The sequence below is a fragment of the Nocardiopsis eucommiae genome (assembly GCF_965344335.1).
Classification (GTDB): Bacteria; Actinomycetota; Actinomycetes; order Streptosporangiales; family Streptosporangiaceae; genus Nocardiopsis; species Nocardiopsis eucommiae.
Genome location: NZ_CBDRIY010000042.1, coordinates 34,637 through 59,540 on the forward strand (window position 1 = coordinate 34,637; position 24,904 = coordinate 59,540).

Sequence of the window (24,904 nt, forward strand, 5' to 3'; positions counted from 1 at the left end):
TGCAGTCCGAGGATGGTTCGCGCCGGTCGGCCGTCCCTGCTGTCTCCGCACACGCGTGGACGCCCGTCGCACGGGCACCGATGCCGGGGAGGACGGGGGCGGGGGACGCAGGGGGCAGACGGGGGCACCAGCCTAGCCCGCGGGGCCCGTTCCGGGTCTACCTCGGTCCCGCCTGGCGCTCGGGCAGCTCGACGAGGTCGGTGGTGGCGGCGCGGACCCGGGCGACGCTGTCGTCGCGCACGCCGCGGGCGACCTCGGCGGTGTCGGTGAGCTCCGCGACCTCCGGGGAGGGCGCGGACATCAGGGAGGCCTCGGCTCTCAGGTCCGTGTAGGCGTCCATGGCGGCCAGGGCCTCCTGGCACTGTTCCCACTCGCGGTGGGCCAGGACCGACTAGTCCACCAGGCGCCCGTACTCGACGATCTGGTCCACCCGGGCGCGGATGTGCCCCTCGACCGCGACGAGGTGCTCGCGCTGGGGCCGCAGGACCTCCCGTACCCGGGGTGAGGACGCCCGTTGCCAGCGGCGGAGGTATTCCCGCCGCAGTTCGCGCTGGCGCGCCAGCAGGGACGCGATCCGCCACTCCTGTTCCCGCAGGACGCCGAGGCTCCGCGCGGTGTCCAGGGTGTCGGAGGAGCCGAGTTCCACCCGGGCGTCGGTGACCTTGTCGATGGTCTGCTGGACCGCCACGAGGAGGCCGTGGTCGGCGGCGCTGATGTCCTCCGGCAGCAGGACGCGGTCCCGGTGGCGTTCCCCCGTCGGTTCCTGGTCCCGGACCGTGAGGGTGTCCGCGGTGACCAGACCCGCGAGGAGGCCGAACAACAGCCAGGGGACCCCCAGGGGCGGGTCCTGGGGGAGGAAGTCGAACAGCCACAGGGGCGCGGTCGCGAAGGCGCCCGCGCCGATCACGCCGCCGACGGCCCGCACCATCGGGTCGGCCTCCCTGCGCACGGCCAGCGCCCCGACGTAGGCGATCAGGCCGATGCTGACGATCACCATGCCCAAGTACCACCCGGCGGTGAGCATGGCCAGGACGAGTGTGAAGCCGACCCCGAACAGCTGGACCGCGCCCTCGCGCAGGCGCAGGGCGCGGCCGGGGGCGGTCTCCCCGTCCTCGCGCGGGCGTCCGGGCTCCGGGGCGCTGGCCTCTCGGAGGATGTCCTCGCGTAGTTCCTCGGGCAGGGCGGTGTCGACGACGGGGCGCGGCCGGATGACGTCCTCACTCATGGGCGGTCCCTCGTGAGTGTCGGTCGGGGGGTGCGGGGAGGCTGGGTTCAGCGGGCCGGTATCGGAGGGCTGGGGGTAATCTCCTTGATCCCCATCCTCGTCATGCCCGAACCCGACTTCCCCGCACCCTTTGTCATCCGATGTCCGCCCCTGGCCGTGGTGGCCGCCGCTGACCTGCCCCGGAACGCGTGTTACTGCTCGCGGCCGTTAGCGGACACCAGCGGGTCGCCGGCGGGCCGCTCCCGCGTGGGGTTGGTGTCCAGCCAGCGCAGCAGCCCCTCGGAGACCAGGTCCACGCCGATCCGCCCGGAGCGGCCGTCGAGGTCGCGGAAGAGGCACTCGCCGTTGCCGAGGTTGCGCAGCACCGCCATGTGGTCCTCGTTGACGTCCACCCCGAGCAGCGCCATCACGTCGGCCACCTCGTGCGCCTCGCTGGAGCGGAAGGCGAACACCGAGGAGAGACAGTTGGTGACCTGCTCGTTGAGCATGTCCCCCGCGTTCTGGGAGACGAGGATGAGCGCGGTGTTGCGCGAGCGGCCCATCCTGGAGACCTCGGGGACGAGCTTGGCCCCCTCGGGAGTGGAGGTGACCGCCCACGCCTCGTCGAGGAAGATCGCCTTGGGCAGGCGCCGGTCCAGACCGTTCATCAGGCGCCGGGCGAACTGGGACACGAGGTAGAGGAGCGCGACGGACAGGCGCTGCTCGTAGGAGTAGTCGTCGCGGTTGACCCCGGAGTCGGGGAGGGTGAGACCGCCCAGGGTGAACACGGTGGTCCAGCCCTCGGTGTCGATGCGCGCCTCCCCCTGCGGGTCGAAGCACAGCGACGCCAGCCGCATCTCCGCCATGGAGCCCAGCACCGCGCCCAGGTTCCGGGAGGCGGCGTCCTCGGCGGAGACGAGGTGGTCGACCACCTTCGCGAGGGACGGCTGGGGCTGGTTGGCGACGGTGGCGACCGCCTGGATCATGGCGGACTCGCGCTCCTCGCTCATGCGGGGCAGCAGGAGCCGCAGCGTCTCGGTGGCCATGGTCTTCTTGGCGGCGAGGTCGTCCCCGAAGGCGAAGGGGTCGAGCAGACCGGGCTGGGCCGACCCGAGCGACATGATGCGCGCCTTGCGTCCCCGGTGCTTGAGCAGTTCCACGAGCGACTCCGCGTCGCCCTTGGGGTCGATGGCGGCGACGGTGACCCCGCGCAGGGCCAGTTGGTAGATCATCAGCAGCGCGAGGGTGGTCTTGCCACCGCCGGGCTCGCCGGTGATGGCGATGGCGGTGGGACGGTTGCGGGCCGCGGCGACCATGGGATCGAAGTGCACGATGGAGCGGGCCCGGCCGATGGTCTCCCCCACGTAGGGTCCGACCCAGCCGCCGCCCTGGTGGTCCGTGCGGTCACCGACCTCCACGGTGGCGGTGGGCATGCCGCCCGCGATGGTGCGCAGCGGCTGGCGCTGGGCGTAGGCGTTGAGCCGGATGCGGTCGCCGGGCAGCGACTCGTTGAAGAGGGAGAACTGGTCGCCGGTGGAGTTGATGACGTCGATGCCGATGTCGCGGTAGTGCTCCACGACCGCCTCGACGTGCTGGCCCAGGAGGCGCTCGGTGGGCGCGGACACCATGAGCCGGTGCCATCCGTAGACGAACGGCAGCCGCTCCTTGGTGATGCCGTGCTCCAGCATGCGGGCGGCGTCGATCTGCTCGGCCAGCGCGATGGGCGCCTCCACCCCGGCCTCGCGGATGTGGGCGTCCATGTCGCGGGCGTGCGCGAGCTTGCGGCCGACGTCCTTGGAGGCCTTCGCGGGCGGGATGAGCTTCATCCGCAGCGAGATCTCCACGGGGAAGGGCAGCGCGTCCGCGTGGTGCAGCCACGGTTCTCCGTCGGGGAAGGGCATGAGGTCCGGGAATCGGGCGAACGACAGGAACGCCACGTGGGTGGAGCCCGCGGGCTGCTCCAGTCGGAGCGTGGAGCGGCCGTTGTGGATGACCCCGTCCACGAGCTGCTCGATCTCGCCCCGGCCCCAGGTTCGGCGGCCCGTGGCCGAGGGGTGGATCTCCTCGGCGGTGCCGCTGACCGCGTGCCGGATGAGCCAGGCGATCTCGTCGGACGTGGCGTGCCGGGCGTGCAGGGAACTGGCGGCCAACGCGCGGCCCAAGCGCTCGGCCTGGTCGGTCCAGCGGGCGATCTCCTTGTCGTCGATCGCGTCGTCGTTGATCCCCAGGACCTGCTCGGTGCGCTGGTAGGCACCGAAGACCTGGGAGAACAGGCCCAGCCCCGCACCGGCGTTGCGCAGCCCCAGGCGCACACCGAGGTAGACCTCCTTGGTCCAGAAGTCCTTGGCCCACACGTGCCGGTACATCTCTTCGAGGTAGTCGTACCAGCCGGGCCCGGCGTCGGCGGTCTCGTCCAGGCGGGTGGCCCACTGGGCCGCCGGGTAGGTTCGGTGGGCGACGCGCAGGTGCACCTCGGCGTCGTTCATCCGGATCGCGGCGAGGGCGATGGTGATGTTGGTGGCCAGCGCCTGGCGTTCCTCGGGGGTCGTGAACTCGTAGGACACCGTGGGGAGCCGGAAGTAGGCCCAGGCCTCGTTGTCGCTGAAGAGCACTCGGTCGTCGAAGTAGCGAACCGCGAGACGGGTCGCGCCCCGGGTGCCCCTGGTACCGGTCATCTGCTAGCCCTTCCTCGTGACGGCGCTGGCGGGTTCCGCCCCGTAGCCATCACCCATAGTGCTGCATCAGGCCGGGGGGTGAGAAGCCGAGACGTCGGTGTGCCAGAAACCGGAAACACCGCGCCACCGGGAACACGGGCGCGGTCCGGCCCCGTCGGGAGCCGGACCGCGTCACTCTCCACCGCCTCCGTGGAGGTCGACCGCCGTGACGGCTAGCAGGCGGTGTCGAGGGTGCTCTGGAGGGTGGACTCCTCCGAGGACGTGATCGTGAGGTCGTAGACGTGCTTCACGTTGATCCAGGACTTCACGTAGTCGCAGTGGACGGACGTGTTGTCCGGCATCCACTCGGACGGGTCCTTGTCACCCTTGGCACCGTTGCTGGAGGGGGTGGCCAGCCACAGCTGGGAGCTGGTGACGTCGTTGGCGAAGTCGGCGCGCTGGCTGGTGGACCAGTCGGCGGCGCCGGTCTTCCAGGCCTCGCTGAGCGGGACCAGGTGGTCGACGCTGATGTCACCGGGGACGTCGTAGACCCACTCGTCGTCGAACGCGCTCCACCAGCTGCCCGAGGTGGGCTGGCAGTTGGAGTCGGTGACCACGTCGTGGCCGTCGCGCTGGAGCACGACCTGGCGGGCGGTGCAGGGACTGTCGACCACGTTCCAGTGCGGGAAGAGGCTTCGGTCGTAGCCGGTCTGCGGGCCCTTGGGGGCGACGGTGAGCGAGCCCAGCTGCGTCTGGGCCTCGGAATCGCTGGGGATGTTCGGGGGCAGGGTGTGGTCGGCCGCGGCGGGGGCGGCCCAGACGAGGACCATGGCCACGGCGGCGGCGGAGACGCTGGCCGCGGTGCGTGCGAGCACACGGGGGAAGGGGGGCACTGTGTTTCTCCTCTTGAGCGGGTCGAGGAAATCCGGACCCCACTACTGTGCGGTAACGAAAGCTGACACGCCAGCCCCCACACGAGAATTCCGAGTGAATCGAAGGTCACTCGGGAATAACGGAGAGGACGCGGCCGTGTTTCATTGCACCGAGCCCTGCGCCAAGTGCTGGTGAAATAGATCACAGAAAACCGACCCTCCGGGCGAGCACAGGGTTGAACGATTCCGCGTGCACCGCGATGAGCTGCGACGACGAGGAATCCAGATGGGGCGACCCTGAGCACGCGGACCGGGAGGGGCCTCGCGCAGGTGAGCACCCGAAGAAAGGCGAACCGGCGAATCAGAACACGAAAGCAGATCTCTCGGACTTCCCGGTTTCCGCCTATATAGTAGACCAGTAATACCCAGATAGTGAACGTGTAAACACGGCGAGAAGAAGTCGATCTCATTCGTGAAATCGCGGTTTGTTAGGTTCACATGTCGTACGAAGGACCCCAAGCCGAGAGGAGCACCCCCGCCGAGGGGAGCGCCATGACTCTGCAAATGGAACTTCCGACAGCGGACGACTACCCCACCCGTAAGGCGCCCGAGCCCGCGTTGCTCTACCGCCGCGATCCCGTCGTCTGGCCCGGTGTGGCCGAAGGCCCCTTCACCGCCGAGGAACTCGACGGCTACGACCGCCGCGGATACACGCAGGTCGAGTCGATCGTCAATCCGGTGGAGATCGAGGCCTACCGCGCCGAGCTGCGACGACTCAGCGCCGACCCCGTACTGAGGGCCGACGAGCGCGTCGTCGTCGAACCCTCCTCCGACCAGGTGCGCTCGGTGTTCGAGGTGCACAGGGTGAGCCAGGTCTTCCACGACCTGGTGAACGACCCCCGGCTCGTCGACCGTGCCCGGCAGATCCTCGGCTCCGACGTCTACGTGCACCAGAGCCGGGTCAACTACAAGCCCGGCTTCGGCGGCGGCTCGTTCTACTGGCACTCGGACTTCGAGACCTGGCACGCCGAGGACGGCATGCCCCGGATGCGGGCCGTCAGCTTCTCCGTGGCGCTCACCGACAACTACACGCACAACGGCGCACTGATGATCATGCCCGGGTCCCACCGCACCTTCGTCTCCTGCGTGGGACGGACGCCGGACGACCACCACCGCTCCTCGCTGAAGAGCCAGCACGTGGGCACGCCGGACCAGGCGTCACTCAACCTGATCGCGGACCGGCACGGCATCGACGTGCTGACCGGCTCGGCGGGCGACGTCACCGTGTTCGACTCCAACTGCATGCACGGATCGGGCGGCAACATCACGCCCTACCCTCGTTCCAACGTGTTCGTGGTGTTCAACAGCGTGGACAACGTCTGCGCGAAGCCGTTCAGCGCGAACCAGGCCCGACCGGAGTTCCTAGCGGCGAGGGACACCACGCCCGCGGGACGCTAGCAACGACCGTGGCCCGCACCCGGAAGCGGGTGCGGGCCACAACGTGCGTGGGCTCAGGCCGGGGCCAGGGTGTTGACCAGGACCCCGCCCAGGGCGCCGTGGGCCCGTTTGGTGGCCGGGCGCAGGGCACCGACGTCGATCTTCGTGTACGAGGAACCCAGGTGGTCGTCCCAGGGGATGCGCACGATCGCCCGGCAGCGGCCGCGTGCGACCCGCTCGGCCGCGTCCACGTCCTGGAGGCTGCGCTTGCTGACCCCGTTGACGACCAGGATCGAGTTGGCCCTCAGCGTGGCGTACCCGTTGCCGTCCAGCCACTCGAAGGTCATCGACACCGCACGCTCGGCGTCGGCGCTGGCTGGGGCCACCAGGACCAGGCCGTCGGTGACCGGCAGGGCCCGGGCCACACCGGTGGCGGCCGGGTCCAGCAGCGTCACTCCGTAGAAGCCGCCGAGGAGCCCGGTGAGCTGGCCGTAGTCGCGGTCGTCCAGGGTCTGCACGTAGGGGTCGTCCAGCGTCTGCACGACCTCCAGCCCCGTCCCGGCACGGCCCGCGTAGGCGCGCATGTGCTCGTACTCGTCGACGGCGTCGGCGTTCGCCAGGAGCGCGGTCAGGGTCTCCGGGGCCTGGGCGCCGACCCGGCGGGACAGACCGTTGGGACCGGGGTTGACGTCGACCGCCACCACCCGGTCGTCGCGGTGCGCCGCGAGGGTGTGGCCGATCATCAGGGCGGTGACCGTCTGCCCCGCGCCGCCGGTGCAGCCGAGGACCACCAGGGACCGGGGCTCGGCCAGCGGGGCGCGCAGCCTCTCGATGTCGCTGGAGGGCAGGTCGGAACGGACCGGCGTCGCGCCTCCGGTGACCACCTTGGCGAGCCGGCGCCAGCCCCGGGTGCCACCGGAGTGGGAACCGGAGTCCGGCTCCTCCTCGCTCCGGGCGGGCTCGGGGTCGGTCCGCTGTGAGGGCACCCCGTTGGGGGTGTCGCCCAGCCGGGCCTGCTCGCCCGTGCCGTGGTCCAGTTCGAGGTCGGGTTTGGCGGCGTCCGCTCTGGTCTCGGGCGGTTCGGGCTCCTCCCCCGGAGTGGGCTGTCCGAAGAGCTGACCGATCCGGCGCGCGTTCTGCGCGACCCGGTGGAAGACCCCGTCGTGGGGGTCGTGTTCGGCCTGCTCGGCGTCTTCCCGCTCGGCGGTCTCGGGTTCCCCCGTCGGCGCGGTACGGGAACGGCGAGCCCGCAGCGCGGCCGCCTCGGCCTCGGCCAGTTCGGCTTCGGTGGGTCGGTGAGCGGAGTCCTCCTTCGGCCGGGGAGCGGGTGCCGTGGACTTCGGGACGCGGGGCTCCTTGCGGACCTCCACGAAGCTCACGAGCTCGCCCGTACCGTGGTCCAGCTGGGTCGGCGGTTTGGGCCCCTCGACGTGCGCGGACCCCGTGACGCCACCGGCCTCGGGCCCCCGGGGTTCGTGCTCCCCCTGAGACCGTGCCGCGTCGGCGGGCTCGTCAACGAAGGTGGATCCGTGGGCCTCGGCCCGCGTGGCCCGCTGGATCTCGGCCTCGTGCGCCTCCGCGGCCCCGTTGGTCACGCGCGGCTCACCAGCCGCCTGAGCGGACGCGGACTCGTCGGTCCCGACCGGCTCGCGGGCCTCGTGCGGCTCGTGAACCTCGGGGGCCCGCGCGGCCCCACCCTGGGTCTGTTCCTCGGGGTCGGCGTTCTCCACCGTGCGAGCCCCGGACGCGGTCGGGGGCTGGTGGGACTCGAGCGTTCCCGCGTCCCGTGCGCCCCGCGCCTGATCGGTCTCGGACCCTCCCACCTCTGCGGCGGTCAGCGGTTCACGGGCCTCGCGACCCTGTACGGCCTCGGCGACGTCCCCGTCATCCTTCGGGCCCTGAGCCCGCTCGACCTGCTCGGTCTCGCGGTGACCCTCGGCCGCTCGGGCCGACGGCGACCCCTGCCCCTGCGGCGGCGCGGTCCTCTCGACGTCCCGGACACCCGTGGAGTCCGGAGCCCGCTCGACCTGCTCGGTCTCGGGGAGTTCTTCGGGCCCCTGGACGGACGGTGCGTCGTGGACCTGGAGTTCCGGGGCCTCCCTGTTCGCCCCATCCGTCTTCGAGCCCTGGACCCGCCCGGTACCCCGGACGGCCGCGTCCCGGTCATCCTTCGGGCCCTGAGCCCGCGCGGTCTCCTGCGCCGCCTCCGGCTTCTCGGCCTTCTCCGCCTTCTGACGCCTGGCCTCGGCGGCGGCGCGGCGCTCTTCGCGGAGCTCGCTGACCACGATCACCGGGTTGTCCCTGTCCCCCACCTTCGGCTGGTCGGGGTGGCGCCGTTTGCCGTCGTCGAACCAGTCCGCCGGGTCGCGGCGCTCGTCGTCCCGCTCCTGGCTCGGCACCGCGTCGGCGAACTTCGGCCGGGGCGGGGCCGGGGTGTCGGCCTTGATCAGGTGGCGGTCGAGCACGGACATGTGCTCGTTCCACTGGGTGCCGTGTTCCCTCTCCACCGGCATGGCCTCGTGCTCGCCCGTGCCGTGGTCCAGCTGCAACGGCGGCTTGGTCGTCTCCTCGGCCGCCGGGCGCCCCAGGCCGTGGGTGGCGTGGGAGACCTGCGGGCCCACCTCGGCACGCCCGGTCGGCTCGTCCGTGCTCTCGGGCTCCTCCGGCGTCGCCGCCGGGGGGTCCTCGGGGGTCGCCGCGGCCGGGGGAAGCCATGGGGCGGCCGACACGTTCCCGGCCGCCGAGGGACGACCCGTCGCGGCGGCGAAGCGGGTGGCGTAGTCGGACAGGTCCGGGTACTCGGTGCGGTTCTCCTCGATCGCCCACGGGGTGGCGTGGGGCCGACCCTCGCGGCGCTGCCTGGTCGGCCGGTCCTCGGAGGTGTCGGGGAGGGCCGCTCCCCGGGCCCGGGCGGGCCGTGCGGGCGGCGCCTGCTGGGCTCGTTCGCGGGTGGGCTCGGGGGTGCGTTCGCGGCGGTCCGCGAGATCCTTGGCCACCTGGATGCCCTGGGTCCGGCCGCGCAGGCGGCGGGCGGCGGGCGACTCCTCCTCCACGGGGGCGGCCATCATCTCCTCGGCACGGCGCCGGGAGGCGTCGGGCCGAGGGGTGACCGCCTCGGTGAGCTCGGCGCTGCTCATGGCACCGGTGTCGCTGTCGGAGTAGGCGCTCTTGGCCGTCAGTCCCAGGGGCGTCTCCCCGGAGGAGGCGCGCAGCCGGGCGAACCACTCGTCGCGGTCGCGCTGCTCGTCCTCCTCGGTGACGTACAGGGGCTCGTCGAAGTCACCGGGCCGGTCCTGCTCGGCCGGTTCCTCCCGGGTGTCCGGGAGGCCGAAACCGAAGTAGTTGAGGACACGACGGCCGACGCCCGTGCGGGGCTCCTCCGAGGTGTCGTCCGACCGCTCCCCGGGCTCCGCCACGCCGTCGTCCTCCTGGTCTGCTCCGGCCCCCGCGGCGACGGCGACCGGCACCTTCCGTGCGGGGGTGTACTCGACGGAGTCGTCGTGCTCGACGACGGGGACGGGCGGGCGCGCGGGCACGCCGCGCAGCGGCGGCGCGGCCCGGCGCGCGCTCTCCAGGGCCGGCGCCTCCTCGGGCTCCTGGACCTCGGCGGGCGCGGCCTGGGACTCGGTCTCGGTCTCGGTCTCGGTCTCGGTCTCGGTCTGGGCCCGGCGGGCGCCCCGGGGCAGGGGCAGCGGCCCGGCCTCGGCATCCCGGTGCCACACGCGGACCGAGACACGGATCTCGGCGGGTTCGTACTCGGGCGCGAGCCGCGTGAACACGCGGGCCTCGGTGAGGAACCGGGCCTGCGAGATGAGCAGTTCCGTGAGGCGCTTGCCCTCGATCACCGGCCGGGTGGCCAGCACGGTGATCACTCCCGGCGGGACGACCCAGAGCACCAGGTGCCAGCCGTTACCGAAGGCGAACGGGGCGTTGAGGATGCTGAGCAGCACCACCCACAGCGCGAACACGCCCAGGGCGACCCCGAAGGTCCCCACCGGGAGCGGCATGGGCAGCCGGAAATCGTAGAGCTTGTACAGCCGCTTCTCGATACGCCAGATGTTGGTGTACGTGGGCAGATCCACGTTTTCCGGCCTCCCTCGCCTATTCCGTCGATACGCCCATCGCTCGGGCGAGCGCCACCGCGATGACCTCGATGATGCCGGGCACGTAGAACACGATCCCGATGAAGATCGCCAGGATGATGAACTGCATGAAGCGGGTGATCTCCCTGGTGAACAGGAAGAAGATCGCCACGATGGACACGATGACGAGGAACAGCGGCCCGAAGAAGCCACGCAGGAAGTCCGCGAGACCGCCGGTGTCGGGCGCGTTCTGCGCGGGGGTGGCCTCGACCGCGAGGGAGATCGGGTCGGCGGCGCCGAGGGCCGTCATGGTGTCGGCCGTGGCGGACAACAGGGGGAGCATGTCAGGCGCCTTCCTCCGCTGTCGTTACTGGTGTGCGCATGGTTGGTCTCGTCTCCTTGCCTACAGGCCCCGTCGTCGGTCAGTCACCGAACGAGTGCGGGGCGCCCTGGATGTCACGCACGTACCACTCGTTTCCGGAGTTCACGACCGTGACCAGGTAGCTCTGCGCCAGTTGTCCGGCTTCTCCCTCGCCGTCACCGGCGGAAGGGAGGCCCCAGACCACGGTGGTCGCCACCTGTCGTACGTCATCATCCCCGGTCGAGGACTTGGATGGCACCGGCATAACGGACAGTTCGCTGAATTCCACACTGTTCGCCGGAAGTGGGGTGACGGAGGCGCCCGGTTCGACGTAGCGGTCGAGGTGCCCGGCCTCCTCCGCGTAGGCCTCGAAGAAGCCGGTGAGCACGCCCTCGAGCTGCTCGGCGGCCTGGGAGTCGGTGTCGTAGGAGGGAGCCGCGGGCAGTTCCGCCTGGCTGGGCGCGGCCAGCAGTGCGGGGCGGCCGGAGAGCACCAGCGAGGAGCCGTCGCTGTAGACGGGCACCTCCAGGCTCATGGCCTCGTCGTTGACGTCGGCGCGGATGGCCACGACGGCGTTGTGCTCGTCGCGCACGTCCACGTCCATCACCGTCAGGTTCTCACCGGAGAGGCTGTCCGCGGGGAGGTTGAGGTCGCTGGCCCGACCGTCGGGGACGAAGGCCGCGAGGGAGGTGAGCCGGGCCTCGGGGTCGGAGGTGTCGAGGTAGGACTCCGCGAAGCGGAGCGCGAAGGCCGCGGCGGAGGCCTCGGGGAAGTCGAGGGTCTCGTTCACCTCGGGTTCCGCGCCGGTGGCCGGAAGGGAGAAACCGTTGCGGATGGGGAACCAGATGCCGTTGAAGACGACGACGATGATGAACGCCCACAGCAGGACGCGTCCGACGCCGACCCACCAGCGTCCGCCCGCACCGGCGCGTGGCCTTCGGGGACGCGGTGCGTCGAGCTCGTCGTGCTCGACGTCGTCCACCCGGTCACGCACCGCGGTGTCGCGCCGCGCCGTCTTGGCCATCCCCGCCTCCTGATCCCGCACACAGTGACGCGTCGGCCGCTGTGCCGACGCCGGTCCTCCGCGCGTCGTCGCCGACGCTTTCCGCCATGCCCTTGTCTACCCCATCCCTATAGTGAGGCATTGTGCGGGTTGGGAGTGGCCAGGACGGGTCCGTGTTTCCCGACCGGGGTCACATTGCCCGACGCGAAGGATCCACCTAAAAGGTGCAGAGGGTGGCAATTCACCACTGACCTCTTCTCACGTATGTGCACGTCAGGGCATTTCTGTCCGGACCGTAAAGGGATTGGTCACCGCTTGGTGAGCAAGATGTGTCCTGAGTGGCCAGGAAACCGTTGGGCGGATGTAACCAGGGACACTCCGGACCGCCCGGACCCACGGGGGGCCGAAGCCCGGCGGAACCCCGCTGCCTAGGATGGCGCGATGATCCCCCACACTCCCCTGGCGCGGGCCGCGCTGCTGGTCCTCGTGCTGCTGTCCCTGGTCCACCTCGGTGTCCAGGTGCTGGGCCCGCAGGCCTGGTCACGCCCCACCCAGGTCCTCCTGATGCCCGCGCTGGCCCTGGTGGTGCTCGCGGCGTCCCGGCGACCGCGCGGTCGGCTGCTCGGACTCGCGCTCGTGGCGCTGGGCTTCTCCTGGCTCGGTGACTCCGCCCCCGGCCTGGCGTCGGGAGACACCGCGTTCCTGCTGATGGTGGGCTTCTTCCTGGTCGCGCAGGTGGTGTTCGTGATCGCCTTCTGGCCCCACCGCGCCGGAAGCCTCCTGTACCGGCGGCGCCTCCTCCTCGTCCCGTACGTGGTCTACGTGGCCGCCCTGGTGTGGGTCTGCGCGCCGCACACCGGTGTCCTGCTGGTACCCGTGCTCCTCTACGGCCTCCTCCTGGGTCTGATGGCGGTCCTGGCCACCGGGATGGGCCCGTGGGTGGCGGCGGGCGGCGCGCTCTTCCTGGTCTCGGACTCGTTGATAGCCCTGAACGCGTTCGCCCCCGGCCTGGACCTGCCCCAGCGCGACCTCCTGGTGATGAGCACCTACATCGCCGCCCAGGTCCTGATCGTCCTGGGCCTGCTCCGCCGTGAGGCCGCACAGGAGAACCAAGCCGCGAGCCCCTGAGCCCCGCGCCGGGCGGGCGGGCGCACCGCGTTCTCCGGCTTCGACGCGCTGGGGTGTGTGGCCCGGACCAGCGGCACGACGCACACCCGCTGAGGCCCGTGGGTCCGCGCGCCCCCCGGAGACGACGAAGGGGCGGGCCGAGAGGACTCGTCCCCCCCCTTCGTGGGTTCGCGTGTGACTCAGACGTTGAAGCGGAACTCCACCACGTCGCCGTCGGCCATCACGTACTCCTTGCCCTCCATGCGGACCTTGCCCGCGGCGCGGGCGGACTGCATGTCCCCGGCCGCGACCAGGTCGTCGAAGGAGACGACCTCGGCCTTGATGAAGCCGCGCTGGAAGTCGGTGTGGATGACCCCGGCGGCCTCGGGGGCCGTGTCGCCCTTCCGGATCGTCCAGGCGCGGGCCTCCTTGGGCCCTGCGGTCAGGTAGGTCTGGAGGCCGAGGGTGGCGAAGCCCACCCGGGCCAGCTGGGCCAGGCCGGACTCGGTCTGGCCGAGGGACTCCAGCAGCTCCTGGGCCTCGTCGTCGTCCAGCTCGGCCAGCTCCGCCTCGATCTTCGCGTCGAGGAAGATGGCCTCGGCCGGGGCGACCAGGTCCTGGAGCCTGCCGCGCAGGGCCTCGTCCGCGAGCTCGTCGGTGTCGAGGTTGAACACGTAGATGAACGGCTTCACGGTGAGCAGGCTCAGCTCACGCAGCCGGTCCAGGTCCACGTCCTTGGCCTGGGACAGGGAGACGCCCTCGTCGAGGATCTCCTGCGCCGTGCGCGCGGCCTTGAGGAGCTCCTGGGAGTCCTTGTCCTTGGCGTTGCGCTTGGCGTCCTTCTCCAGGCGCGGGATGGCCTTCTCCAGGGTCTGGAGGTCGGCGAGGATCAGCTCGGTGTTGATGGTCTCGATGTCGCGGGAGGGCTCGACGTCGCCGTCGACGTGGGTGACGTCGGCGTCCTCGAAGGCCCGGATGACCTGGCAGATGGCGTCGCTCTCGCGGATGTTGGCCAGGAACTTGTTGCCCAGGCCCTCACCGGTGGAGGCGCCGCGCACGATGCCCGCGATGTCGACGAAGTCCACCGTGGCGGGCAGGATCTTCGCCGAGCCGAAGATCTCGGCCAGCTTCCCGAGCCGGGCATCGGGCACGCCCACGACTCCGACATTGGGCTCGATGGTGGCGAACGGGTAGTTCGCCGCCAGAGCGTCGTTCTTGGTCAGCGCGTTGAAGAGGGTGGACTTGCCAACGTTGGGCAGGCCGACGATCCCGATAGACAGACTCACAAGGTCAGAGTCTATGCGGAGCGGCGGGTGGGCCGACCCGGGCACCGACGGCCAATCGCGGAAACGGAGTGCGCCCGACTGGACACGGAGAGTAGGTTCGGGGTGCGGCCGGGCACCACGAACAGGGAACGAGCCGACAGGACGGCGTCGTACGGCCCCCGGCAGCAGCCACCGCGGCTCCGTTCTCCTGAGGGGAAGACACTGTGGTCCAGGACCAGCTGCGCGCACTCGTACACCGGTATCCGCTCGTGCGCTTCGCCACCCGGCAGCTCCGTGTCCACCTGCCCCGGAGGTTGGGCGGGCTGGATCCGGCCCGGGTTCCGCCGCGCAACCGCAGGTTCACTCTGGTCCTGCCCCGCCCCGAGGACGACCGGCGCCGGGTCGGACCGGACACGATCACCCTCCAGCTGTCCGGTGACCTCACGGTTCCACGCCGCCTCGCGGCCTCCGGCCTGTCCCGGCACGAACCCGACAGCCTGGCCAACTTCATGGCGATCCTCGACCACACCCCTCCCGGGGCGGTCCTCGACGTCGGCGCGGGGGTGGGCGTGTACTCGATGCTCGCGGCCGCGCGCACCCGCCGTCCCGTCTTCGCGTTCGAGCCCACACCGGAGCTGGCCGCCGCCGCGCGCGCCGTCTCCGCCTCGGGCGACCTCGGGTTCGGCGTCGTGGACCTGGCCCTGAGCAACCACAACGGCAGCGGGCACCTGCGTCGCGCCCTGCACAACGACATGTGCAACCGGCTGGTGAGCTCGGCGAGGCTCGGGTTCGCCCACATCACCGTCCGCACGGCCACCCTGTCCCGCTGGAACGAAACGGCGGCGACCTTCCCCTCGGTGGTGAAGATCGACACCTCCGGAACCGAGCCGGACGTGGTCGCCGGGGGTCTGGAGGTGCTGCGCCGCTTCCGGCCCTGGGTGATGGCGAAGGTGCGACCGGACCGGGGCGTGGAGGAGCGGCTGATGGCCCTTCTGGACCCTCTGGAGTACCGGTGGTTCCCGATCAGCGGCGATCCGCCCTACGAGGCACGCGCGGAGATCTCCGGCCGGGCCTCCCCCGCGTGGGAGCGGACGTGGATGTTCGCTCCGGAGGAGCCTCCGAGCGGCTTCTGGGACTCGGTCACCGTGTGGCGCGCGGCCCTCCGGGCGTGCGGCCGTCCGCCGGAGCCGTGAGGACGTCGGTCAGATCCAGCCGTCGAGCGCCGCGAGCAGCCCTGGCAGGTCGTCGCGGTGCACGTGGTGCCCGGCGCCCTCCACGGTGCGGACGGTGAAGCCGCGCTCGGCCAGGACGCGGGCGCCCTCGACGCCGATCGGGGAGCCCACTCCCGCGATCACCGCGAGGGAGGGCACCTCGGCGGTCTTGGGGAAGTGATCCTCGCCCGCGACGTGGTCGATCACCCACGTGTGGAAGTCGGGGTCGGTGGCGGCGAACCCGGCCAGCTCGATCCGCACGTCCTCGTCGCTCCAGCCGGGGTGCAGCTCGCGTACCCGGTCGGCGTCGGCCGTGGCGACGGCCACGCTCAGCCGCTCGCTGGCACCCTCGGGCTGGGGCGGGATCCGGAAGGCCGGGTCGACGTGGACGGCCCGCCCCGGGCGCAGGTGGTCCAGGGCCAGGGACAGCGCGAGGCAGCCGATGGAGTGGCCCATGACGAGCTCGGCACCGGGTCGGAGGGTGTCCACCAGGTCCTGGCGCAGCGCCTCGACGGTGTAGGTCCCGCGTGGGCTCGCGCCGTGTCCACGCAGGTCGACACCGGTCACCTGGTAGCCGCGCCGGAGGAGCTCGGCCTCGACCCCGTGCCAGGTCCGGTGCAGGGACGTGCCTCCGTGGACGAGGACGGCGCGGCGGTCGCCCGCTCCGCTGGTGTGGGTGGCGAGGCGCATGTGGGTGACCTTTCTCGGGCGCCGTGTGTGGGCGCGGTCTCCACAGGTGTCGCGCCCCCGACGTCACGGGGGTTCCCAGCGTCGGTGTTGGCTCCCGCCCCGGCAACCCCCGCCCGTGGCCGGTTCCGGTCAGGGTCGCCGGGGCGGTGCGGCACGCGGATTCCTGCGCGTTGGCGGGCGCGTGACCCCCGGTGGTTGAGAGCATGGCGCCATGGACGCCCTCGCACTCGTACTCGTTCTCGTCATCGGTCTGGCCGTCGGCGCCGCCGTGGGCTGGTTGCTCGCCCGTGGTCGTGACGCCGAGGCCCGCGCCGACGCCAGGGCGGCGGAGGAGCGCGCCGCCTACGTCGAGGAACAGCTCGCGGACCGGTTCCGCGCGCTCTCCGCGCAGGCCCTGGACCAGACCAACCAGCGCTTCCTCGAACTCGCCGAGGGGCGGCTCCGGGCGGTCAGCGCGGAGGCCGGGGGTGACCTGGACGAACGGCGCCGCGCCGTGGAGCGGATGGTGGAGCCCCTGACGGCGACCCTGAACCGGGTGGAGACCCAGCTGCGTGAGGTGGACGCCGGGCGGGCCGCCGCGCACGCGGAGCTCGCCAAGCAGGTGGAGTACGTGCGTGAGGGGTCGGACCGGCTCCGGGACCAGACGCAGTCCCTGGTGACGGCGCTGCGCAGGCCGGAGGCGCGTGGCCGGTGGGGTGAGCTCCAGCTGCGGCGGGTGGCGGAGCTGGCCGGGATGTCCGCGTACTGCGACTTCGAGGAGCAGGCGGTCTCCGAGGCGCAGCGGCCGGACATGGTGGTGCGGCTGGCGGGCGGCAAGAACATCGTGGTGGACTCCAAGGTGCCGCTGGCCGCCTATCTGGACGCGGTGGAGGCCGGAGAGGGCGCGGCGTCGGAGCAGCGGCTGCGTGCGCACGCCAAACACGTGCGCACGCACGTGGACCAGTTGGCGGCGAAGTCGTACTGGTCGGCGTTCACCCCGGCGCCGGAGTTCGTGGTGCTGTTCATCCCGGGTGAGGCGTTCCTGGCTCCGGCACTGGAGTACGACCCCGGACTGCTGGAGCACGCGATGGGGCGGCGGGTGCACATAGCGACGCCGACGACGCTGATCTCGCTCCTGCGGACCGCGCAGTACGCGTGGCAGCAGGAGGCGCTGAGCGAGAACGCCCGCGAGGTGTTCGACCTGGGCAAGCAGCTGTACTCGCGGCTGGCCACGCTGGGCGGCCACGTGGAGGGGCTGGGCCGGGCGCTGAACCGTACGGTGGGGGCCTACAACCAGACCGTGGGGTCCCTGGAGAGCAGGGTGTTGGTGACCGCGCGGCGCTTCGGTGAGCTGGGGCTGGTCGACGGTGACCTGGACCGGCTCTCCGGGGTGGAGGAGCGGCCGCGTACGGTGGCGGCACCGGAACTCGCGGAGGCGTCGGCGGGGGTCGCGGAGACGTCTCCACACGATGCGGACAAGTCGGACCTGAAGCTCGCCAGCGCCGCCGAGGTCGGCGGAATTCGGCATGGTGGTAACGGTCGCAACGGTTCGCCCCAAATGGACGCAGGGGGAGCCGTTCGCAGCGAGTGACCGGACCCCCGTCTCCGGAACCAGCCGGAACCTGGAGGGGAGATCTCGGCGTCCAAGGGGTGGAAGCCGCGATCAGCCCGGAAGGGGCATGTGGCCGAAATGGCGACACGATCCCAGGAAAGACCCCCGAAGTTTCACGAGAAGTGACACACTAAACACTGTGAGTAATCAACTGGGGAGGCGCACGACCATGCCCCCGCGCAAGTCGGACGGTCCGGATCCCGGACAGGCCCCGTACTTCGTGCGGTCCAACGGTCGCGGTCGGGGGGCGGCGGGTGCGGACAGGTCCGCGCGCAGCCACCCGAACCCGGACAGGACAGCGCGCAGTCACCCGAAGGCGGCGCCCGCCGCCTGGCAACCTCCACGGCTGACCGGGCGGGGCGGTGTGCTGATCATCGTCGTGTTCAGCTTCGCCGGGACCATGATCGCCCACCTGACGTCGACCCCGGCCGCACCCGGCCTGGCCTTCACCCTCGCCTGCCTGGTGACGGCGGCCCTGGTCCGACCCGGCGACCTGCTGTCGCTGTCGGTGAGCCCGCCCATCGCCTACTTCGTCGCCGTGGTCGCCGCCGAGAGCGTGCTGGCCCTGGGCAACGAGGGGTTCGCCCGGGTCCTCATCCTCGGTCTGGCCTCGCGCCTGGCCGAGGTCGCCCCGTGGCTGTTCCTCGGCACGGCGCTGGTCCTGGTCGTCGCGGTCTTCCGTGGCCTCCCGGGCAACCTGCGCAACCTCGGTGACGAGCTCAACGGGCGCAAGTAGGCCCCGCGACTCCCGCGGCCCGGACCGCGCGCACCAGGAGCCGACACGGCCGGACGCGGTCCCCGCACGCCCCGCGCCGACCGGGCGGGGAGCCCCGGCCCGAGCGCGCCCCGGCACCCGGAGGCCCCGAACTCCGGACCCGGAGCGGGCACGGACCGTCTCTCAGAACGGGGTGTCGTCGTTCCCGGGCTCGTCGGCCCGGCGCTCGTCCATGGCGGCGGCGAGCTTGGCGCGGGCCCCCTCCAGCCAGTGCTCGCAGACCCGGGCCAGCTTCTCCCCGCGTTCCCACAGATCCAGGGACTCCTGGAGGGTGAGGCCGCCCGACTCCAGTCTCCGGACGACGTTGTTCAGCTCCTCCCGGCTCTCCTCGTAGCTCAGTTCCGGCGCCTCGCTCTGGTCGGCCATGCCTACTCCCCCTCTGTGGTGGCTGGGTTGTCCGTGGTGTCCTCGGCGGCGGGCGCCGCCTTCTTCTTCCTGCCGCGTGAGGCGCCCGTGGCCGCCTTCTTCCCCACCGGACGGGACTCGGGCTCAGCCTCGCTTTCGAGGGCGTCGACGGTGGCCCTCAGGCCGTCCTCGGCGAACCGCACGCGCAGGGTCTCCCCCACCGCGGGCTCCGCGGCGGAGCGGACCACCGAACCGTCCTCGCGCTGCACGATCGCGTAGCCGCGCGCCAGCGTGGTCGCCGGTGAGAGCGCGTGCAGCCGGGCCTCGGTGTGGACCATGCCGTCGGCCGCGCGGTCCAGCGCGGCGGTGAGGGTCCGGCGGGCGCGGTCACGCAGCTCCAGGACCTGCTCGGTGAGGCGGTCGGTCTCCCGGACCGGGTCGGCCAGGACCGGGCGGGAACGCACGCTCTCCAGCCAGGCCCGCTCCCGGTCGACTCCGCCCCGGATCACCCGGCGGGCCCGGTCGCGGAGCTGGCGGATGATCTCCAACTGCTCCCCGACGTCCGGGACGGTCCGCTTGGCGGCGTCGGTGGGGGTGGAGGCACGAACGTCGGCCACGTGGTCGAGCAGGGGCGCGTCCTGTTCGTGGCCGATCGCGCTGACCACGGGGGTGCCCGCCGCCGCCACCGCCCGGACCATGGCCTCGTCGGAGAAGGGCAGCAGGTCCTCCATGGAACCGCCGCCACGGGCGATGACGATGACGTCGACCTCGGGCCGGGTGTCCAGGTCGTGCAGGGCCTCGATCACCTCGCGGGTGGCCCGGTCGCCCTGGACCGCCACCTGGCGCACCTCGAAGCGCACGGCGGGCCAGCGGCGACGGCTGTTCTCCAGCACGTCGCGCTCGGCCGCGGAGTCGCGACCGCAGATCAGGCCGACGGTGTCGGGCAGGAAGGGAAGGGGCCGTTTGCGGGCGGGGTCGAACACGCCCTCGGCGGTGAGGGTCCGGCGCAGCTGCTCCAGCCGGGCGAGGAGTTCACCGATCCCGACGTGCCGGATCTCCCGGGCGCGCAACGAGAAGGTGCCCTTGAGCTGGTAGAAGTCCGGTTTGGCGTGGATGACCACGCGGTCGCCCGGGCCGGGGGCAGGCTCCTGGCGGCGCAGGACGGAGGTCTCGCAGAGCACGCGGATGGAGGCGTTGGCGACCGGGTCGCGCAGGGTCATGTAGGACATGCGTCCGCGCGAGTTGAGCTCGGCTATCTGTCCCTCGACCCAGATGGCGCCCAGCCGGTCGATCCAGCCGCCGACCGCCTGGAGTACGGTCCTGACCGGCTGCGGTGACTCCGCCGAACTCTCCATGCCCATGGCTCAAGAGCCTAGGCCAGGGTACGGACGGTTCGGTGAAGGAGGGACCGTGCGGCCCCGGAGGCGGAGGGGTGCCGGACCGGTGTCCGGGCCCCGGCCTCCGGGGCGTCACGACGGCGGGGGTGGTCCGGGGAGGGCCCACGGACACGGCCGGACTCAGGCCTCGGACTCCAGCTTGGCGATCCGGTTGTCGTACATCTTGATGAACTCGGGGCGGCCCTGGTGCGCGACCTCGTAGGCGCGCAGGTCGCGGACCTGCTCGATGGTGAGCTTGCGCAGGCGCGCCCGGATGGACGGCAGGGTGAGCTCGTCGTAGGTGGGGACGGCCAGGTCGTCGACGGCGGGGGCGGCCTCCTTGCGGACCCGCTCCAGGACGTCGTCGCTGGCGACCGTGGTGTGGGCCTCGGCGGCCTCCAGCTCCTCCGCGAGGGCGGGACCGTCCTCGGGCAGGTCGGCGGTGGCCGGGACGGTGGGCTCGTCCCTGGGCTCCTCGACCAGCGGGGCGGTCTCGGACGCGGCTTCGGGGGTCGCCTCGGGGGCGGCCCCGGCCGGGGTGTCGGTCTTCTCCTCGGCCTTCACGGCCTCGGGCTCGGTCGCGGCCTTCGCGGCCTTCGCCTCGGTCGGCTCGGCCGTCTCCTCGGACGACGCGTCCGTGGTGGCGGGGGTCTCCACCTTCTCCGCGCTCTCCCGCGCGGGGATCTCGTCCTTCTTGTCCTGCACGGTCGTGACGACCGGGTCCTTGCGTCCGAAGATGCCCCTGACGAGGGTGGTCAGCTTCGTGACGATGGTCGGGTTCGACATAGGACGGGGGCTCCTGATGCTCTCGGCGTTGGGCCGGCGGCGCGCGTCCAGCGAACAAGGCAAGGCCGAGTTGAGGGCGAACCGCCTCATAACAGATGCGATGGTGAACCAGGATAGAGGAGGGAGTAGCGGCATGAGCGGACGGGAAGCGAACGATTGCGCCACTTCGCCGCGGGATCGTGTGCGTTCGGTCGCACCGACCCCACCCGCCTGCGAACCCGCCATGGACGTACCCACTCCGTGCCCTATCCCACACCCGGACCCACGGCGCTGGATCACACCTAGGATGTGTCCCATGAGTGCGATGACGACTGCCACGAACCAACGCCGTGTGCTTCTCGCCAACCCTCGGGGGTACTGCGCCGGAGTCGACCGGGCGGTCATCACCGTCGAGAAGGCACTGGAACAGTACGGCGCCCCGATCTACGTGCGCAAACAGATCGTGCACAACACGCACGTCGTGCGCACCCTGGAGGAGCGGGGCGCGATCTTCGTCGAGGAGACCGAGGAGGTGCCCGAGGGCGCCATCGTCGTCTTCTCCGCTCACGGTGTCTCGCCCGCCGTCCACGAGCAGGCGCACCGCCGCCAGCTCAAGACCATCGACGCCACGTGCCCCCTCGTCACCAAGGTGCACAAGGAGGCCCAGCGCTTCGCCTCCGAGGACCGTGACATCATCCTCATCGGCCACATCGGCCACGAGGAGGTCGAGGGCACCAGCGGTGAGGCCCCGGACCACATCCAGATCGTGGAGAGCCCCGACGAGGTCCACAAGGTCGAGGTCCGTGACCCGGACAACGTGTCCTGGCTGTCCCAGACCACCCTCTCGGTGGACGAGACCAACCAGACCGTCGACGCCCTCCGCGAGCGCTTCCCGAACCTGCTCGACCCGCCCAGCGACGACATCTGCTACGCCACCTCCAACCGCCAGGACGCCGTCAAGGCGATGGCGCCGGAGTGCGAGCTCGTCATCGTGGTGGGCTCCGACAACTCCTCGAACTCCGTCCGCCTGGTCGAGGTCGCCCTGGACGCGGGCGCGAACGCCTCGTACCTGATCGACAACGCCACCCTCATGGACGAGGCCTGGCTGGAGGGCGTCACCACCGTGGGCGTGACCAGCGGCGCCTCGGTGCCCGACATCCTCGTCCGCGAGCTGCTGGACAAGCTGGCCGGGCACGGCTTCGGTTCGGTCAGCCCCGTGACGACGGCCGACGAGACCCTCACGTTCTCGCTGCCCAAGGAGCTCCGCCGGGACCTGCGCGCCGAGTAGCCGCCACCCGACGTCGAGGGCCCCGCCGAACCACACGGTTCGACGGGGCCCTTCGTTCGTGCCGGGGCCGACGCCCTAGGAGTCGGTGTCAGCGGCCTCGGACGGCTCGGCCTCGTCCCCGTCCCCGGCGGCCTCGGGCTCGGGGACCGGGAAGGTCTCCAGGTGCTCGGCCAGCTCCGCGAACTCGTCGACACCGGCGCTGCCCGCGACGACCAGGGTCCGGCCCTCCTCGCGCAGCACGAGGGCGCCCCAGTCCTCGGACTCCAGGTGCTCCCACTCGCGGTCGCCCACCATGACGGTGCCCACGGGCTCGGCGTCCTTGACGGTGTCGCGCAGCACGGTGTCGGGGTCGTCGTCGCTCTGGACCAGCCTGGCGTGGCTGTCCTTCGGAGTGGCGAAGCCCACCGTCCACTCGACCGGGCCGCTCAGGTCCAGGGTGGAACTGGTGGGGGTCCATCCCTCGGGAAGGTTCTCGTCGGGGGCGGTCACCGGATACCCGGCGCTGCTCCGGAGCACCTCGATGTCCGGGCGGAACTGGACTTCGGGGATGCGTTCACCCGATCGCGTGGAGACCACGAACGCCATCACCAGGATGATCGCGACGACGACCCCGAGGGAGATGGCGTAGTTCTTGAAGGTGGCGTTGGCCCGGCTGTATGAACTCATGACATGACCAGCTTGCCCCAGCTCCCGGGCCACTTCGACCTGGGGTGCGGTTAGCGCGTGTGAGCGGCGCCCCGTCCCGGACGGGAACCCGGGCACCGGGCCCTCGGCGCCGAGGACCCCGACGTGGTCGGCCACGGATCCGTGCCGCCGTGCGGCCGCCTTCCCCCGCCCCGCGGCGGGGCTAGTCCCGCTGGCGGTGGCGGGGTTCGAGTTCGGTGAGCAGACCGGTGATCTCGTCCGCGAGCCGGTGGGCGTCGACGTCGTCGCGCCGCACGACCTCGGCGACGGCCAGGAGCATGGAACCGCTCACCACGATCAGCAGCGCCTCGTCCACGGGCTCGTCGGCCTTGCGGAACAGGGCGACGTTGCGGTCGGTCCACTGGGTGAGCCGGGACCGCAGCTGGTAGTCGAACCCGGGCGGGCCGTCACCGCTGAAGAACAGTCGCGCGGTGTCGCGCTCCTCTATGCAACCCAGGAGGTAGGCGTGCGCGGCGATGTTCATCAGCCGTGTGGGATCACTCTCACCCTCGGAGCGGGCGTCGCGGACCGCCTGGTGGGTGCGTTCCTGCTGGCGCTGCTGGAACTCCTCGTACAGGGCGACGTACAGGTCCGCCTTGCCGGTGAAGTGGTGGTAGAGACTGCCGACGCTGGCCCCGGCGACCGAGACGACCTCACTCACCCCGGCCCTGGCGAACCCCACCGTGCGGAACACCTGGGCCGCCGCCTGTAGCAGGGCACTGCGCGTGGCCGCGCCGCGCGGCGAGACCCGCGCGGGCCTGTCCGTCCTGTCCACTGTCACGCCCTCACTTCCGTCCGGGTCCCCGCGACCTGAAGCGTCCCCCGGGAGACCACGGGAACTCCCCCCTGCCTGGTGGCGGCGGGCTCGACGCGACCGACGCGCCTGACGACTGCTCTCCCTGCGGCCGGGACCGCCACGTGGTGGCCGATCCGGTACAGGTGCACGATGTTACGGGCCGCGTCGGGCTGCGCGTCACCCGACCACCCGCCCCGGATCACCGGGCCACGCGCACGATCCGCCCCCGCTCGGGCACTCCTCCGCCCGGGTGGCGTCCGACACGCGCGCCGTCCTCCTCGGGGACCGCGATAAACGGAGGTCACGTCGGGTGACTACCCTAAGAGAGAACCCCCACCCTGTTTCCCGACGGAAGGTGTCACGTCCATGTCGCAGTCCAGTAGCCCGTCCGCGCAGCACTCGGCGCCCGACCGTAACCTCGCGCTGGAGCTGGTCCGCGTCACCGAGACCGCCGCGCTCGCCGCGGCCCGTTGGGTCGGCAAGGGCGACAAGCTCGGCGCCGACGGTGCGGCCGTGCGAGGCATGCGCCACATGATCAGCACCGTGTCGATGAACGGCACCGTGGTGATCGGTGAGGGCGAGAAGGACAACGCGCCCATGCTCTACAACGGCGAGCGGGTCGGTGACGGCGGCGGCACCGACTGGGACGTCGCGGTCGACCCGATCGACGGCACCACCCTGACCGCCATGGGCATGCCCAACGCCATCGCGGTGATCGCGATGAGCCCGCGCAACACCATGTTCGACCCGTCCGCCGTGTTCTACATGGAGAAGCTGGCCACCGGCCCCGAGGCCGCCGACGTGGTGGACATCGCCGCCTCGCCCGCCGAGAACATCCGCGCCGTGGCCCGCGCCAAGGGCAAGTCGCCGCAGGACGTGACGGTCGTGATCCTCGACCGTCCGCGCCACAAGCAGCTGGTCCAGGACGTGCGCGACGCGGGCGCCCGGATCAAGTTCATCAGCGACGGCGACGTCGCGGGCGCCATCATGGCCGCGCGCCGGGGCACCGGCGTGGACCTGATGCTGGGCATCGGCGGCACCCCCGAGGGCATCATCACGGCGTGCGCCATGAAGTGCCTGGGCGGGGTCATCCAGGGCCGCCTGTGGCCCAAGGACGACCAGGAGCGCCGGAAGGCGATCGACGCGGGCCACGACCTGGACCGCGTGCTCCTCACCGACGACCTCGTCTCCTCGGACGACGTGTTCTTCGCCGCGACCGGCATCACCGACGGCGAGCTGGTGGGCGGTGTCCGGTACGAGTCGACCGGCGTGACCACCGACTCCCTGGTCATGCGCGGTCGCAGCGGCACCGTGCGCCAGGTCCGCAGCGAGCACCGTCTGAGCAAGCTCTCCGCCTACAGCGGCGTGGACCTCACCTCCGCCCCGGAGTAGTCACCG

The 24,904-nt window shown here is 71.6% G+C and carries 19 protein-coding genes and 1 pseudogene; 7 read left to right on the forward strand and 13 right to left on the reverse strand.

Annotated features, from left to right (window positions below):
- Positions 1-157: 157 nt before the first annotated feature.
- The 3 genes and pseudogenes from ACRWK8_RS22460 to ACRWK8_RS22470 all read right to left on the reverse strand — a co-directional run bounded on the left by ACRWK8_RS22460 (position 158) and on the right by ACRWK8_RS22470 (position 4,751).
- Positions 158-1,225, reverse strand: a pseudogene (locus ACRWK8_RS22460) (hypothetical protein).
- Between the two features lie 191 nt (positions 1,226-1,416).
- A complete protein-coding gene (locus ACRWK8_RS22465) occupies positions 1,417-3,879 on the reverse strand; it encodes an ATP-binding protein (RefSeq protein ID WP_378746332.1) in 2,463 nt (820 codons plus the stop codon).
- Between the two features lie 212 nt (positions 3,880-4,091).
- Positions 4,092-4,751: a GmrSD restriction endonuclease domain-containing protein gene (locus ACRWK8_RS22470; RefSeq protein ID WP_378746336.1), complete on the reverse strand. Its 660-nt coding sequence runs from the start codon at positions 4,749-4,751 to the stop codon at positions 4,092-4,094.
- Between the two features lie 531 nt (positions 4,752-5,282).
- Between ACRWK8_RS22470 and thpD the strand changes: the two genes are divergently transcribed.
- Positions 5,283-6,188: an ectoine hydroxylase gene (thpD, locus tag ACRWK8_RS22475; protein ID WP_431872712.1), complete on the forward strand. Its 906-nt coding sequence runs from the start codon at positions 5,283-5,285 to the stop codon at positions 6,186-6,188.
- Positions 6,189-6,241: 53 nt separating this feature from the next.
- On the opposite strand, the gene ACRWK8_RS22480 is transcribed toward thpD, so the two are convergent.
- The 3 genes from ACRWK8_RS22480 to ACRWK8_RS22490 all read right to left on the reverse strand — a co-directional run bounded on the left by ACRWK8_RS22480 (position 6,242) and on the right by ACRWK8_RS22490 (position 11,634).
- Complete coding sequence (locus tag ACRWK8_RS22480; protein WP_431872714.1) at positions 6,242-10,249, reverse strand: TcpE family conjugal transfer membrane protein; 4,008 nt, start codon at positions 10,247-10,249, stop codon at positions 6,242-6,244.
- Positions 10,250-10,268: 19 nt separating this feature from the next.
- Positions 10,269-10,592, reverse strand: coding sequence for a hypothetical protein (locus ACRWK8_RS22485; protein ID WP_049568747.1), 324 nt, complete (start codon positions 10,590-10,592; stop codon positions 10,269-10,271).
- A gap of 79 nt (positions 10,593-10,671) precedes the next feature.
- The gene (locus tag ACRWK8_RS22490) at positions 10,672-11,634 is read right to left on the reverse strand and encodes a conjugal transfer protein (protein ID WP_378746358.1); all 963 of its coding nucleotides are present in this window, start codon (positions 11,632-11,634) and stop codon (positions 10,672-10,674) included.
- Positions 11,635-12,054: 420 nt separating this feature from the next.
- Between ACRWK8_RS22490 and ACRWK8_RS22495 the strand changes: the two genes are divergently transcribed.
- Positions 12,055-12,741, forward strand: a complete 687-nt coding sequence (locus tag ACRWK8_RS22495) for a lysoplasmalogenase family protein (RefSeq protein WP_378746368.1) — start codon at positions 12,055-12,057, stop codon at positions 12,739-12,741.
- A gap of 179 nt (positions 12,742-12,920) precedes the next feature.
- Here the strand turns inward: ACRWK8_RS22495 and ychF are convergent, their stop codons facing one another.
- A complete protein-coding gene (ychF, locus tag ACRWK8_RS22500; protein WP_431872717.1) occupies positions 12,921-14,006 on the reverse strand; it encodes a redox-regulated ATPase YchF in 1,086 nt (361 codons plus the stop codon).
- Between the two features lie 203 nt (positions 14,007-14,209).
- Here ychF and ACRWK8_RS22505 point away from each other — a divergent pair, with 203 nt between their 5' ends.
- Positions 14,210-15,178, forward strand: a complete 969-nt coding sequence (locus ACRWK8_RS22505; protein WP_378746401.1) for an FkbM family methyltransferase — start codon at positions 14,210-14,212, stop codon at positions 15,176-15,178.
- Between the two features lie 9 nt (positions 15,179-15,187).
- On the opposite strand, the gene ACRWK8_RS22510 is transcribed toward ACRWK8_RS22505, so the two are convergent.
- Complete coding sequence (locus ACRWK8_RS22510) at positions 15,188-15,886, reverse strand: alpha/beta fold hydrolase (RefSeq protein WP_378746407.1); 699 nt, start codon at positions 15,884-15,886, stop codon at positions 15,188-15,190.
- A gap of 211 nt (positions 15,887-16,097) precedes the next feature.
- Between ACRWK8_RS22510 and ACRWK8_RS22515 the strand changes: the two genes are divergently transcribed.
- Together ACRWK8_RS22515 and ACRWK8_RS22520 are read left to right on the forward strand one after the other, a co-directional pair.
- Positions 16,098-17,456, forward strand: coding sequence for a DNA recombination protein RmuC (locus ACRWK8_RS22515; protein WP_431872720.1), 1,359 nt, complete (start codon positions 16,098-16,100; stop codon positions 17,454-17,456).
- A gap of 190 nt (positions 17,457-17,646) precedes the next feature.
- On the forward strand, positions 17,647-18,213 hold the full coding sequence (locus tag ACRWK8_RS22520; protein ID WP_378746504.1) for a DUF6542 domain-containing protein: 567 nt from the start codon (positions 17,647-17,649) through the stop codon (positions 18,211-18,213).
- Between the two features lie 162 nt (positions 18,214-18,375).
- Here ACRWK8_RS22520 and ACRWK8_RS22525 read toward each other — a convergent pair whose 3' ends face one another.
- From ACRWK8_RS22525 to ACRWK8_RS22535, 3 genes are all read right to left on the reverse strand, one after another.
- Positions 18,376-18,618, reverse strand: a complete 243-nt coding sequence (locus tag ACRWK8_RS22525) for an exodeoxyribonuclease VII small subunit (protein WP_378746416.1) — start codon at positions 18,616-18,618, stop codon at positions 18,376-18,378.
- A 2-nt stretch (positions 18,619-18,620) separates the two neighbouring features.
- Positions 18,621-19,958 carry an exodeoxyribonuclease VII large subunit gene (xseA, locus tag ACRWK8_RS22530; RefSeq protein ID WP_378746423.1) on the reverse strand — a complete coding sequence of 446 codons (1,338 nt, stop codon included), beginning with the start codon at positions 19,956-19,958 and terminating at the stop codon, positions 18,621-18,623.
- 156 nt (positions 19,959-20,114) lie between these two features.
- Positions 20,115-20,759: a DUF8129 domain-containing protein gene (locus ACRWK8_RS22535; protein WP_378746426.1), complete on the reverse strand. Its 645-nt coding sequence runs from the start codon at positions 20,757-20,759 to the stop codon at positions 20,115-20,117.
- Between the two features lie 295 nt (positions 20,760-21,054).
- Here ACRWK8_RS22535 and ACRWK8_RS22540 point away from each other — a divergent pair, with 295 nt between their 5' ends.
- Positions 21,055-22,026: a 4-hydroxy-3-methylbut-2-enyl diphosphate reductase gene (locus tag ACRWK8_RS22540; protein WP_378746431.1), complete on the forward strand. Its 972-nt coding sequence runs from the start codon at positions 21,055-21,057 to the stop codon at positions 22,024-22,026.
- Between the two features lie 75 nt (positions 22,027-22,101).
- Here ACRWK8_RS22540 and ACRWK8_RS22545 read toward each other — a convergent pair whose 3' ends face one another.
- Positions 22,102-22,692, reverse strand: a complete 591-nt coding sequence (locus ACRWK8_RS22545; RefSeq protein ID WP_431872724.1) for a DUF4245 domain-containing protein — start codon at positions 22,690-22,692, stop codon at positions 22,102-22,104.
- Positions 22,693-22,873: 181 nt separating this feature from the next.
- On the reverse strand, positions 22,874-23,485 hold the full coding sequence (locus tag ACRWK8_RS22550) for a TetR/AcrR family transcriptional regulator (RefSeq protein WP_378746508.1): 612 nt from the start codon (positions 23,483-23,485) through the stop codon (positions 22,874-22,876).
- 387 nt (positions 23,486-23,872) lie between these two features.
- Between ACRWK8_RS22550 and glpX the strand changes: the two genes are divergently transcribed.
- A complete protein-coding gene (gene glpX / locus ACRWK8_RS22555; protein WP_378746442.1) occupies positions 23,873-24,898 on the forward strand; it encodes a class II fructose-bisphosphatase in 1,026 nt (341 codons plus the stop codon).
- The last annotated feature ends 6 nt before the right edge of the window (positions 24,899-24,904 follow it).